9 protein-coding genes and 2 pseudogenes are annotated in these 14,559 nt (G+C 31.3%); 7 read left to right on the top strand and 4 right to left on the bottom strand.

All coding sequences use genetic code 11. The annotated features are described in order from the left end of the window. Window positions 1-32: 32 nt before the first annotated feature. Together DKT72_RS18335 and DKT72_RS02015 are read right to left on the bottom strand one after the other, a co-directional pair. A complete protein-coding gene (locus DKT72_RS18335) occupies window positions 33-206 on the bottom strand; it encodes a hypothetical protein (protein ID WP_220628063.1) in 174 nt (57 codons plus the stop codon). Window positions 207-300: 94 nt separating this feature from the next. After that, window positions 301-943 (bottom strand): annotated as a pseudogene (locus DKT72_RS02015) (peroxiredoxin). A 201-nt stretch (window positions 944-1,144) separates the two neighbouring features. Here DKT72_RS02015 and fumC point away from each other — a divergent pair. Then, window positions 1,145-2,530: a class II fumarate hydratase gene (gene fumC, locus DKT72_RS02010; protein ID WP_111307061.1), complete on the top strand. Its 1,386-nt coding sequence runs from the start codon at window positions 1,145-1,147 to the stop codon at window positions 2,528-2,530. A gap of 325 nt (window positions 2,531-2,855) precedes the next feature. Here fumC and DKT72_RS18865 read toward each other — a convergent pair. Beyond that, a pseudogene (locus DKT72_RS18865) lies at window positions 2,856-2,954 on the bottom strand (IS982 family transposase); the annotation flags it as partial. Between the two features lie 552 nt (window positions 2,955-3,506). Further along, window positions 3,507-4,211 (bottom strand): RNA polymerase sigma factor, encoded by a 705-nt coding sequence (locus tag DKT72_RS02005; RefSeq protein WP_111307060.1) that lies wholly within the window; start codon window positions 4,209-4,211, stop codon window positions 3,507-3,509. A gap of 127 nt (window positions 4,212-4,338) precedes the next feature. On the opposite strand from DKT72_RS02005, the gene DKT72_RS02000 reads away from it, so the two are divergent. From DKT72_RS02000 to DKT72_RS01975, 6 genes are all read left to right on the top strand, one after another. Beyond that, a complete protein-coding gene (locus DKT72_RS02000; protein ID WP_111307059.1) occupies window positions 4,339-5,502 on the top strand; it encodes a FecR family protein in 1,164 nt (387 codons plus the stop codon). A gap of 223 nt (window positions 5,503-5,725) precedes the next feature. Next, on the top strand, window positions 5,726-9,193 hold the full coding sequence (locus DKT72_RS01995; RefSeq protein ID WP_162623219.1) for a SusC/RagA family TonB-linked outer membrane protein: 3,468 nt from the start codon (window positions 5,726-5,728) through the stop codon (window positions 9,191-9,193). A 27-nt stretch (window positions 9,194-9,220) separates the two neighbouring features. Beyond that, window positions 9,221-10,612, top strand: coding sequence for a RagB/SusD family nutrient uptake outer membrane protein (locus DKT72_RS01990; RefSeq protein WP_111307057.1), 1,392 nt, complete (start codon window positions 9,221-9,223; stop codon window positions 10,610-10,612). 6 nt (window positions 10,613-10,618) lie between these two features. Further along, window positions 10,619-11,737, top strand: a complete 1,119-nt coding sequence (locus DKT72_RS01985; protein ID WP_111307056.1) for a TlpA disulfide reductase family protein — start codon at window positions 10,619-10,621, stop codon at window positions 11,735-11,737. Window positions 11,738-11,997: 260 nt separating this feature from the next. Then, complete coding sequence (locus DKT72_RS01980) at window positions 11,998-13,125, top strand: TlpA disulfide reductase family protein (RefSeq protein WP_111307055.1); 1,128 nt, start codon at window positions 11,998-12,000, stop codon at window positions 13,123-13,125. Window positions 13,126-13,133: 8 nt separating this feature from the next. Next, on the top strand, window positions 13,134-14,384 hold the full coding sequence (locus DKT72_RS01975) for a thioredoxin family protein (protein WP_111307054.1): 1,251 nt from the start codon (window positions 13,134-13,136) through the stop codon (window positions 14,382-14,384). Window positions 14,385-14,559 lie beyond the last annotated feature (175 nt).

Raw genomic sequence — 14,559 nt, 5'->3', positions numbered from 1 at the left:
CCTTTTTCTATATAAAAATTATGTTTTTTTAATTAAGCTTGTTTTTTAGCTTTTTTTGCTTCTCTCATCTCTTTTAATTTTTCAATTATAGAACCACCTATCCAATAAGGAATTGCAAAAGTTAACAAAAATATCATTAACCAAAAACCTATTGTAAGAATAGTTAAAAACGCTAAAAAACCTAAATACTGATCAAATTCAAACATAATTATATGTGTCTATTTAAAATAATAATGCAAATATACTATATAGCTTTTTGTTATACAATACAAAAATTAAGATTTATCAACAGACTTATTCCTAATTTAAATTAGGCTGAGGCGTCATTCTCAAATAAGGTTTTACTTCTTTAAAACCTTTTGGGAAAACACTTGGAATATCTGAGGTAGCTATAGAAGGCACGACCACACAATCATCCCCATTCTTCCAATTTGCAGGTGTTGCTACTTTATAATATGCTGTTAATTGCAATGAATCTATAACACGCAGTAATTCATCAAAATTTCTCCCTGTGGATGCAGGATAAACAATCATTAATTTTACTTTTTTATCAGGTCCAATAACAAATACAGACCTAACCGTTAATTTATCATTTGCATTAGGATGAATCATATCATAAAGTTCAGAAACCTTATGGTCTTCATCTGCAATGATTGGAAAGTTTACTGTTGTATGCTGAGTTTCGTTAATATCTTTTATCCATCCTTTATGGGATTCCAGTCCATCTACACTCAATGCTACAACTTTTATATTCCGTTTATCAAATTCCGCTTTATATTTTGCTACAGTCCCCAATTCCGTAGTACAAACAGGCGTGTAATCTGCTGGATGCGAAAATAAAATTCCCCAGCTATCTCCCCAACCACTCGTGAAAGTTAATGGTTCCTTCTGATGATTGTGCTGTAAAATTTGGAGCTATATCTCCTAATCTAATTGTTGCCATAATTTTTAATTTAATTTATTATAAAATATGTTTTCGTAGAAATATTCAATTTGTAGTCTTGCTAAGATACCGATTTTTATCAAATTAGCATTTAATGAAAGCGTTATATCTATGTTAAAAAGGTGTTTAAAAACTAACAACTATCATATAATTAATCACAAAAACCGCTAACTTTGTAACACAAATTAAACCATTATAAAAATGAATTTCAGAATAGAAAAAGATACCATGGGCGAGGTAAAAGTACCCGCAGATAAACTTTGGGGAGCACAAACAGAACGTTCTAGAAACAATTTTAAAATTGGAGCTCCAGCATCCATGCCTTTAGAAATTATTTACGGATTTGCATACTTAAAAAAAGCGGCTGCATATACCAATTGTGAATTGGGTGTACTACCTATTGAAAAACGTGATTTAATAGCTAAGGTTTGTGATGAAATCTTAGAAGGGAAACATGACAGTGAATTTCCTTTGGTTATTTGGCAAACGGGTTCTGGAACTCAAAGCAATATGAATGTGAATGAAGTGATTGCTAATAGAGCTCAACAACTTGCAGGAAAAGAGATTGGCTTAGATGAAGCTGTAATTAAGGCGAACGACGATGTTAACAAGTCTCAATCTTCCAATGACACCTTCCCTACTGGTATGACCATTGCAGTTTATAAAAAGATTATAGAAACGACATTACCTGGAGTTAAACAATTGCGAGATACATTAAAAGCTAAATCTGAAGCATTCAAAAATGTTATTAAAATTGGTCGAACTCATTTAATGGATGCGACACCTTTAACATTAGGTCAAGAGATTTCTGGATATGTGTCACAATTAGACCATGGCATGAAAGCTTTAGAAAACACGCTAGCACATTTAAGCGAATTAGCTTTAGGAGGTACAGCTGTAGGTACAGGTTTAAATACTCCTAAAGGTTATAGCAAGCGCGTTGCAGAATATATAGCTAAATTTACTGAATTACCATTTATAACTGCTCCTAATAAATTTGAAGCTCTGGCCGCACATGATGCCTTAGTCGAAACGCATGGAGCATTAAAACAATTAGCTGTTTCTTTGAATAAAATTGCAAACGATATCCGTATGATGGCATCTGGCCCAAGAAGTGGGATTGGAGAAATTATCATTCCAGCTAACGAACCAGGAAGTTCTATCATGCCTGGAAAAGTAAATCCTACGCAGTGTGAAGCTCTTACTATGGTTTGTGCCCAAGTAATTGGCAATGATGTTGCCATCAGCTTTGGTGGTGCTCAAGGACATTATGAATTAAATGTTTTTAAACCTGTAATGGCTGCAAACGTCATGCAATCGGCACAATTAATTGGTGATGCCTGCCTAAGTTTTAATGAACACTGTGCCATTGGGATAGAACCTAATCATGCTGTTATTAAACAACTTCTGAATAATTCTTTAATGTTGGTTACAGCGTTAAACACAAAAATCGGCTATTATAAGGCTGCTGAAATTGCAAATACAGCACACAAAAACGGAACAACCTTAAAAGAAGAAGCTATAAATTTAGGTTATGTAACTGCTGAGGATTATGACGAATGGGTTAAACCAGAAGACATGATATAAAGCACGAAGTAAATAATTTTATCAAATACTATAAATAAAAAAACAGGTATAAATTTATACCTGTTTTTTTATTTATAGTATTGTCCCGTCCTGAAATTCATTATCTCAGAATCTGATAATTCTGCCTTTCTATTTCGCCTTTTAACCTGTACGTCCACTAATCTTGGAGATTTTTCATGTTTTGAGTGAATTCTTGCTGAAAATCATCCAATTTTACAAAGAATTCTGTAACTTTATCTATAAACATTTAAATATTTTTATAATATTAAAATTCTGAATATCAGTTATTAACAATATAAAAACACTCTTTTTCTTATCCATTATTCACGCTAATTAATTCAATGTCTGATAATTTAGGTTTTACAGGTTTGAAATAGAAATTTTCAGTTTGGGTTAGTTTTTCGTAATTTGCCTCTAAGTGGCTCTTAGGTGTAGTTGACTGGTAATCACTTCAATTTAGTACTTTTTAATGTTTTGAGGAACTTCTTTTTATAATACACTACGGCATTACTATTATAAATATTACATAAAATAATCTAGCTATGTGCCAAAATATTTCCTTTTATCGACACAAACCTAGGCTAAATCACCCCGTGAATAGGGTTTAATTTTTGTTTTCCATCACCAAAAAGATAAACTCGGCCACCTTTAGCCATGTTTAAGAAGTATTTCATATCAGAAAAAAACCATTGGGAAGTATATTACAACTTCAAAAGGCAGATGCTTTTAATTCATCTAAAATTTTTATTTGGCGTCAAATATTTTTAATTGCCTTAATTTGCCTCCTTTGATGACCGAAAGATATTGGAAGGCTTCTTTTAATAATTTGGAATTACCTTGATAACCAACATCTATGTAGGTTAATCCATGCTTTTTGGCGTGTAATATCCTCTGTAGAAAACACCCAGTCTATATTTTGTGTCACACCTTTAAGAGTATGGAGTTTGTTATTTCTCCAATAAAAATATCATCTACGTTACCAAACAATTTTTTTTGAGCCTTCTTGCGGATTAATACGCGTACCCAAAAGCCTCTCTTTTTGAGTTCTTTGATTAAAAATTCTTTCTTTACCTAGTCGACATTTCCTTTTAAAAAAATCTATATCATGACCAAAAATCATTAACAACATTATATCTATTTTATTGTCAATTTTTTGGCGAATTATATTTAAAGCTTTACCTATTTGGTTTTCTACGGTTTTAACAGAAAGGCCTAAATGTTCGGCTATTTCTTTATAGCGCATTCCACTTTGCTTGTTAAGCAAGAATATTTCTTTACAGCGAGGAGGAAGTTGATCTATTGCACTTTTTACTTTTTGTAATCTTTGATTAAATAAATCATCATCATCTAATAAGTTAGATAGGACATGTACTCTTAGGTTCTCAAGTTGGTTGTCCTGTTTCTTTTTTTCTCTACAAGCATCAATGAAATTATTATATGTAATTCTGTAAAGGTATCCGCTTAAAGAACAATCGACACGTAATGTTTCACGATGATTCCATAATTTAAAAAATGTATCTTGAACTATATCTTCCGTAAGGTCTCTGTCACCAGTAAAATTTAAAATATAAACACACAAACGTTTATAATAATAAATATAGACAGACTTAAAGGCCTCTTCACAGCCATCTTTTATATTTGCAATTAATTTTTTCTCATCAGTTTTAATATAGTCTATCATTTTCCGCAATGAAAATACATGTTTTATTAGATAAAATGTAAAGATATGATAATATATATAAAAAAAAAGTTTGTTTGATGAGGGTTTTTTATAAATCTCCGTATTATATATAAATAACAACTGAATTATGAAACAAGCCACTACAAAACTTATAACTAAGTTTTTAGGTAATAAACTTTCTCAAGAGGAATCTGAAAGTTTAAAAAAATGGATGGAGCTTCCAGAAAACAAATTGTTTTTAAAACAGGAAATAGAGCTTCATCACTTAATCAATAACTGTTGTGTTTCTTTTGATGCAGAAAAAGCATATAGTGAACATGTTAAGAGTGTGAAAATTAAAAAAACAACAAAAGTTATAAATATACGCAAGCCACTATTTAAATATGCTGCAGCTATTCTTATTGTTACGTTAGCTACAAGCTATCTTTTTAAGGACACATTATTTAACAGCCCACAATACCATACTCCTATTGTAATAAATAATACTATAGAATCTGGAACGGATAAAGCAACTTTAACCCTAGAAGATGGCACTAAAGTACTCCTAGAAGAAGGTACAAATTTTCAAACCCCAAACATAATTAGTAACGGAGAAGAAATAGTATACAAAGCTAGAGAAACAAATACAGAAGAAATGGACTATAACTACTTAACTATTCCTAGAGGGGGGCAATTTTTTGTGAATTTGTCTGATGGTACAAAGGTGTGGCTCAACTCAGAAACTAAGTTGAAATATCCGGTGAGTTTTGTTGAAGGTGAAACACGACAGGTTGAGTTGATTTATGGAGAAGCTTATTTTGAAGTTTCTCATAGTACGGAACATCTTGGTTCACACTTTAAAGTATATAACAAAAATGAAGAGGTTGAGGTTTTAGGTACTAAGTTCAACATTAAAGCTTATAAAGATGAAACAGATATCTATACCACATTAGTTGATGGTAAAGTAAAAGTAAGAGCACAAAAGACAGAACTTGTTTTGCAACCAAAACAACAAGTAAAAGTAAGTAAAATATGTAGCGAATTGTCTATCAAAGAGGTAAATGTAAATAATATCATTTCTTGGAAAGATGGAAACTTCGATTTTAAAGATGTTCATTTAGAGGATATTATGAAAGTATTGTCTCGTTGGTATATCATGGACGTTACATTTGAAAATGAAGAATTAATGAAAGAACGATTTAATGGTAGAATAAGTAAGCATTATGGTATAGAAGAGATTCTATCTAGTATAAAGGAGTCTGGGATTATCAATAATTACGAGATTAACAATAAAAAACTCACAATTAAATAAAGAGAAATTTTATAGAATGTTCAATAAAAAAACAATATGATTATGATGTAAAAAAAAGAATAAATAATTGCAAAAAAAGAGGAAAACAGTTTACACCCTGAGAAGTACAAAACTGATATTCCTCCATTTAACCGTATTAATTAAAGATTAACTAATAACAAACAAATTTATGGAAATAAAATTAACTAATAGCCTTTTAAAAAAATGGCTTCTAATTGTGTTTATGAAAACATTTATACTCCTATTAAGTACAGCAGCATTTAGTTTGTCTCCCATGCATTTAATATCTCAAAATGCTAAAATTGTTATAGAGAAAGACCAAGCTGTTAAGGTTGATGAGGTGTTTGATATTATAAGAGAACAAACAAAAGACTACATGTTCATTTATAGAACAGACTTATTTAAAGATCTTCCGAAAGTTCAGTTAAAAAAAGGAGTTATACGTATGGATGCTCTTATAAATAAAAGTCTTAAAGGGGCAGATTTAAATGTTATTGTTACAAAAAATAAAACCATTATTATAAAAGAGCTTAACACAATACGACAATTAAAAATTAAAGGGACTATTTCAGACCAATCAGGAATACCTATTCCAGGAGTAACAGTAATTATTAAAGGAACAAATAAAGGAACAACAACAGATATGGATGGAAATTACACCCTATTTGTTTCATCTCCGGAAAATGTTTTAGTGTTTTCTTTCTTAGGCTATAAGAAGAAAGAAATAGTGGTAGGGAATCAAAGTACAATAAACATTGCGTTAGAAGAAGATATTGCAGAGTTAGATGCTGTAAAACTGGTTACAACTGGTTATCAAAAAATTAGACCAGAGCAAACCACAGGAAGTTTTGCTACTATTGGAGCAACAGAATATGAAAGCCGAATTAATACTACAGATTTTTTAACAGGTCTTCAAAATAAACTGCCAGGAGTTCTCATTAATACTGATGTAGATTTTGAAGGAAATAGCTTGTTTCAAATACGTGGTATTTCAACCATTGAAGGAAACAGGTCGCCACTAATTGTAGTAGATGGTTATCCAACAGAACTATCGTTATCATCAATTGATCCTAATGATATAGAATCTGTAACTGTTTTAAAAGATGCCGCAGCCGCAACTATATATGGTGTGAGAGCCTCTAATGGCGTTGTTGTTATAGAACGTAAAAAAGGAAAAGTAGGTAAATTAAAGGTTGATTTTAGAAGTACAGTAAGTATGAATCCTAAAACAAATTATAATCGTTTTCGTTGGGATGATGATGTATCAGCACAACAAGTAGATTATATGTTAGAAAGAAACCAATCTAATGCAAGTTTGCTTTATTTTTACTATACATTTCCAGGTTTAGGACAGTTATTTACAAATCCGAAACCAGTAATAATATTAGCTCAACAAGCAGCTGGTTTAATAACAGAAGATGAAGCCCAAGCTCAATATGCAGAATTAGGAGCCTATAATAATACCAAAGATTATAGTAAACATTTTTTACGAACATCAATGACTCGAACACATAATATGAATGTTTCGGGTGGTAGTGAAAAAGCCTTATATTATTTAACAGCGAACTATAATACGACAGATTCAGAGATTAAAACAAATAGTAATGATGGTTTTAGATTATCGGCGCGTGCTAATTTTAAGCTTTCAGATCGCTTATCGCTAAGATTGAATACAGATTTCCAAGAATCTAAAAGCAATTCGTCACCTGTGCCAGGTATAAACTCATTATATCCATGGGAACGCTTGCAAGATGAAGATGGCAACCCAGAATCGGTTTTTCTAGGTTCTGTTGTTAATCCTTTTTATAATCAAACATTATTAGATGCAGGCTTGTACGATAATATGTATTATCCTCTTATAGATATGAATGCTATAAATGATGAGCAACATCAAATAAGTAATCGTATAAATGCCGACCTAACTTACGATTTAGGTAAAGGTTTTAATATAAGTGTTGGCGGTATATACGAGATTTCTAACAGAGATAATAGTCATCTCGCAACTGATGAATCATCAGAAGTAAAACAGTTACTAAACAGATATGCAGAAAGCAGTATAAATGGTCCAGTGTTTAATGTACCAAAAGGAAGTTTTTTAAAAAAACAAAATACAAATACCAATTCTTATACCCTAAGAAATCAACTAAATTATAATAAAATACTAGCCGAAAACCATTCGGTAAATATGATTTTAGGTGGAGAAATAAGAAGTATGATAAATAAAAGCCATACATCATCACTTTTTGGTTATAATGATCAAACATTAACACATCAGCCAGTTGATTATTCTAGGTTAAGCTCTGGGTATGTACCTAAATATGCAAATAGTAATCCGTCATTAGCATATAATAACTTGTTTAACGAGACTTATACTCAAGATCGTTTTGTTTCACTATACTCTAATTTAGTATACTCTTTTAAAAATAAGTATTCCGTAACAGGAAGTTTTCGCATAGATCAATCAAACCTTTTTGGAACCGATCCAAAATATAGATATAAGCCATTGTGGTCTGTAGGTGCAGCTTGGAACATTCATAAAGAAAACTTTTTGCAAGATACATATTGGCTAAAAAGTTTAAAATTACGCGGCGCTCTAGGTTTTAATGGTAATGTGGCTAAAAATTCATTACCACGAATAATAGCATCAGATGGTTATAATGTAGATTATAATGATATGCGTAGATTGTCTCTATTATCACCTGCTAATAGTAAACTGCGTTGGGAGCAAACATATAACACAAATATAGGTTTAGATTTTAGTGTATTTAAAAATATATCAGGAACAATAGAGTATTATGTTAAAAAAAGCACCGATGTTTTAGCAACAAACGCTATAGATAATTCGCGTGGGGTAACATATGCAAAGGTAAACGAAAGTGCATTAAGAAATAATGGTTTAGAGTTTTCTATACATGCCGACTGGATAACACGCAAACGTTTTAACTGGAATTCTGGAATCGTTTTTTCTTATAACACAAGTAAAATTTTAGATGTTTATAATAAAGATGTAAAACCAAATGGCGAGTCTTGGAGTTACACTAATTATAATACAAATTATTTGAAAGGATACTCTATTGGTGCTGTATTTAATTATAGATATGCAGGTTTAGATCCTGAAGATGGTCGTACCTTAATTTACGGAATTGACGGTAGTAAAAAGCATTTTGATGAAGATAACGATGGTATTAACGATGTCGTTTATAGAGGTACAACAATACCAAAATACAGTGCAGGTTTTAGCAATCGTGTAGATATAGGAAACTTTTATTTTTATGCTATGATTAATTATTATGGTGGTTTTGTAACTAAAATACCTGTTCCCGATCCAACAACACCCAGACCTTTACAAGGGGCTTATAATTTTTGGAAGGCACCAGGAGATGAGTTAGAACCAGGTATGTTACCTAATTTAACAGAGCTATCTAGTGGTTATGGTAGTTATATAAGAGCTTTAGATACTTATACAGTAGATGGCACGTATTTTACTATTGGAGATATTACAGCCAGTTATAGTTTAAGAGAATCACAGGCTCTTAAAAATATAGGTATTGCTAATTTAGAGTTTCAATTTCAAGCATCAAATGTCTATACATTCGCATTAAATGATAAAAATTATAGCAAAGCCATGGGAAGTTATGAGAAAAACTATATAACACCAACCTACATATTTGCAGTAAACATTTCTTTCTAACAATTAGAAATTATAAAATTTAAAAAAATGAAACAATATATATTAAAAAAAAGTATATCAGGTATTCTCGCAGTAGTATTATGTGTAATAGTGTCCTGTGATGATTACTTGGGGATTGAACCTAAAGGACAACGTTTATTAGAATCTACCGAAGATTATAATCTTTGGTTAGATAGCGAAAGACTACATGAATCTGCGATTTATGAATTAAACTATTTTTCAGATGTAACAGATCTGCCCACTATAGATGATTTATGGGAAAATGTTTCAGAAAGAGCCTATACTTGGCAACCTCAATTAACAAACGAACCTTTAGATTCTTCTCCAATATGGGCATATTCATATGGAAACATGTATTATTATAATGCTGTAATTAATGAGGTGTTAGAATCAATTGGTGGTACTGAAAATGAACGCTTGTCATTAAGAGCAGAAGCTTTGTTAGGACGGTCTTTAATTTATTTAAACCTTGTAAATTTATATGGTAAAGTGTATAATGAAACTACTGCGAGTCAAGATTTATCGGTGCCATTTGTAACATCTATTGATGTTACTGATGAAACCCCTCAGCGATCAACAGTACAGCAAATTTATAATCATATTATAAGCGATTTAGAAGAAGCCATACCTAATTTACCATTAGATAATAGCGGTAATCGTTTTCGTGGCAGTGTAGCAGCGGCTTACGGTGTGTTGGCAAGAGCTTATTTATATATGGGGAAATATGATTTGGCTTCCCAAAATGCACAACTAGCTTTAGATAATGGGCCTAACGAAATTCTTATGAAATTGCCAGGGCAAGTAATAGATTATAAAACAAGACCAGATATTATTTTAGCAAGAAAAGGAGGCGGATTCTATTTTTCTACAATAATACCAACATTAGATTTATTGCAATCTTTTGATGTTGATGATCAACGTTTAAAATTAAACTATAAAGGTCTTTCTTCTCTACCTTATCCCTATACATTTACAACGCGTGGTCAAATAACTTATGAACCTCATGGATTACTTTCAGGTGCAAAAGATTATCCTAACTGGGGTATAGATGTAGCCGAAATGAATTTAATTATAGCAGAAGCTGCTGCACGATCTGGAGATACATCTACAGCATGCGACCAGTTGGATTTATTAAGAAGTAAACGCTTTTTAGCAGCAGATTATGTTCGTTTTGATTCAACGGACCCAGAAGAGGTTTTAGAAAAAGTACTGCAAGAACGTATTTTCGAGTTTCCTTTTGTAGGCTTACGCTGGTACGACATGAGAAGGTTAGCTGCAGAAGGACGTATGTCCACTGTTTATAGATATGATGGTTTAGGAAACATCATAGCAACGTTAGAACCAGATAACGATAGGTATACACTACAAATACCCATGCAGATTATGTCTTATAATGACGATTGGGAACAAAATCCATAAAATATTATGAATAAACTATTTTTAAATATAATATTCCTTTTAACCACTGCGGCTTATGCGCAAAATGGAGCGTATAAACTTATAGGAAAAATAGGAGATTTAAATGCACCAGCCAAAGCAATTCTTGTTTGTAATGATGAAGGCTTTGAAGAAACCGTTGACATTAAAGAAGGCCATTTTCAGATTTCTGGTACACTAGAACAACCAGCAATAGGTGCTTTGTTCATTGATTTAAAGGGAACAGGTAATCTTTTAGGAGCCAAACGGTTTTTTATTTATTTGGAACCTGGCAACATTGAAGTAAGCAGTAAAACATATCCCGCAGATAAATTGGTTGTAAAAGGCTCAAAATACCATACAGGACATGAAGAGCTAGAGGCTGCTTTGCTACCTTTAAAAGAAAAGAAAGCTGTTTTAGATTCAGAATATAAAGCCTTAACAGAAGCGCAACTTAATAATGAAAATATAATAGCAGGTTTTGATGAAAAAGATGCACTTATTGATGAGGGAAAGAACAAGGTTTATTTAAAATTTATCAAATCGCATCCAAATAGTTTTATGAGTTTGGAAGCGCTTAATAAGTATGCAGGTACTTCACCAGTATATTCTGAAATTAAACCTTTATTTGAAAGTTTATCAGAACCCATAAAAAGCACAAAAACAGGAAAAGATTTTTCAGAGTATTTAGAGCGTAGAAAAGCTACAGATATAGGCACATTAGCACCAGATTTCACTATTAATGATACCAATGGTAATCCAGTTAAATTATCAGATTATAAAGGCAAATATGTGCTTATAGATTTTTGGGCTTCTTGGTGTGGCCCTTGTCGCAAAGAAAATCCGAATGTTTTAAAAGCATACCAAACGTTTCACCCTAAAGGGTTAGAAATTCTTGGAGTGTCTTTAGATATAGAAATGATGAAAAAAAATTGGTTAGATGCTGTTGAACAGGATAATCTGCCATGGGTTCAAGTATCTGATTTAAAAATAGATAATGTGGTTTCTGGTTTGTATGGAATTAAGTTTATTCCTCAAAATGTACTAGTAAATCCCCAAGGAATCATTGTAGCTAAAAATTTAAAAGGAAAAGAGTTACATTCAAAATTAGCTGAAATTCTAAAATAAAATGAATGATAAGCACTTCTATAAAAATTAAGGAAGTGCTTATCAATTCTAATTATTTCTTATTAAAATTTAATAATTGTCCATAAATACTGCTTAAATGTAAAATAGCAGCGAGATATTTTATTGTCCAAACTTTCTTTTGGGAATTATTAATTAATAAACTATATGAAATCGCCATTAACAAACACCCATGAAAATAAAGTGATACCCTATGTCTCGATAGAATCTATCGGGATTAAAAAAACAATAAATATTTACATATGAAAAAAATAATTTTTTACATCATACTCATGCTCCCAGTACTGGTTTTAGCACAAAATAAAACGTATAAAATTACAGGTACCTTAAAACCTATAGAGAAATTTGCGAAAGCACATATACTTTATCTTACACAAAATGAGCAATTTATATTTAAATCTTTTGATATAAAAAATGGATATTTTGAGTTTAATGGAGATTTAGATGTCCCTGTTAAAGCAGATCTATATGTACAGCACGACTCTATAAGTTTTAACCCGAATGCAGCAGATAAACTTTCTATTTATTTAGAGCCAGGGCTAGTAAAAATAATTAGCAATACAGACTCTATTTATAATGCAAAAGTAAAAGGAACAAAAAACACAGAAGATTATGCTGTGTTACAGAAAGCTTTAATTCCTTCTAACAAAAAGTTGTCAGTTTTTAAAAGTCAGTTTGCATCTTTGCCATCAGAAAAAATGAAGGATACCGTTGTGAAACTTGAATTAGAAAGAAATGAAGAAACTGTTTTTGAAGAACAAAAAATAGTACTGTCAAATTTTATAAAGTCGCATCCTAACTCAATAATTAGTATTGATGCTCTAAAAACCTACGGAGGCTATATACCTAATTTAAATGAAATAGCACCTTTATATGAAAGCTTGTCTTTACAGGTTAAAAACTCCAATTTAGGACAAGAATATGGAGCAAGCTTAGCAAAATTAAAAGCTACGGCTTTAAATGTAATTGCACCTAACTTTACCCAAAATGATGTTGATGGTCATCCTGTTAAATTATCAGACTATAAAGGAAAATTTGTGTTAGTAGATTTTTGGGCATCGTGGTGTGGCCCTTGTAGAAAGGAAAACCCCAATGTATTAGCTGCCTATAATAAGTTTCATTCAAAAGGGTTAGAAATATTAGCCGTGTCTTTAGATCATAAAGAAGATGCTTGGTTAAAGGCTATAGAAAAAGATCAGTTGCCGTGGAAACAAGTATCAGATCTTAAAGGTTGGAAAAACGAGGTTGCTATTCAATATGGAATTCAGGCCATTCCTCAAAATATGTTGATTGATCCTGATGGTAAAATTATAGCAAAAAACCTTAATGGAGAAGAGTTACATACCGAACTAAAAAAAATATTTAAATAAAAAACATAATGAAAAGCAGAATCCTATTAGTATTATTTATAATGTTTTCAATAGTTACATCCGCACAAACAAATATGGATGGCATAGCGTTTTCTCATGGCAACTGGGCAGAAATAAAAGCAAAGGCAAAAAAAGAGAATAAATTAATTTTTATTGATTGTTATACGTCATGGTGTGGGCCTTGTAAAAAGTTAGATAGAGAAATCTTTCCATTAAAAAGTGTTGGCAAAGTTTTTAATGAAAACTTTGTGAGCTACAAGCTAGATATGGAAAAAGGAGAGGGTATCGATTTAGCAAAAAAGTATCATGTTGGTGCTTACCCAACCTTATTATGGGTAGATCATAATGGAAATTTAGTGCATAGGGTTGTAGGTTATATGAAAGAAAATGAATTGATTGAACAGGTTAATAAAGCTACTGAAGGAGGTAATTACAATAAGAATCTTGAAAAGCGCTACCACAAAAATAAAAACAATCCTGAAATTGTTAAACAGTATTTAGATTACCTACTACTAACAGCCGATTCACGATCGATAGAAGTAGCAGAACAATACCTATCTATTATACCAGAATCAGATTATACGACCCCCTATGTATTTAAATTATTATCTAATAGTGTAACTAATCCCTTTTGCGATGCTTTTACTTATGTTGTGAATAACCGTGAAATTTTTAATGATACCTATCAAAAAGAATATGTAGATGTTATGTTTACCAATGTGTACGATAAATATGCAGGATCCTTATCCAATAATGTACGTTCGGGAAAAGAATTTGACGAAGCAGCCTATAAAAAGCTTTTAGACCTTATGGAAAAAAGTGATTATGAACACAAAAATGAATTGGCAGAAGATATACTTGTAAAGGTATTATTGTACCAAAAAAACTGGAAAAACTATGCGGCAAAAATAAATTCAATTATAAAAAATAATTCCTACAAAAAAATTACTTATAGAAATTATGTTGATTGGTATAAACCTGTAGTTGAAAGTAATTGTGAAGACCCTGAGGTTTTAGAAAGTGTTTTAAATTGGATAGATAATGCTATAGACGTAAACAAGGTTTTTAGCATGAGTTTTATTAAAAAAAATTGGGAAGCTAAAATAGTTATTTTAGAAAAAATGAAACGTAAAGAAGCTGAATTATTGAAAGCCAAAACAGAGCTAGAGCTATTAAATAAGCTAGAAACTAAGCAAGAAGAAGCGCAAAAAGAAAAAGAGAAAACAGAAGAGATATTGAGAAAATTAATGAGGGGCTAATCTTATTGGACTTGAAGTAAATGGTTGCTCACCGATTTGTACACCTTTTATATGATTTTAATCCGTTTTATTTATTATCAAATAAAATGGCTAAAACAACCAAAAATTGTAAATCAAATAATTAAAAGTATTTTGTTGTAGCCTATTACTAGGTTCGTCGGGGTGGCAGGATTTT

The sequence above is a fragment of the Confluentibacter sediminis genome, assembly GCF_003258355.1.
Taxonomy (GTDB): domain Bacteria; phylum Bacteroidota; class Bacteroidia; order Flavobacteriales; family Flavobacteriaceae; genus Confluentibacter; species Confluentibacter sediminis.
This window is presented reverse-complemented; position numbering and strand designations above follow the sequence as displayed.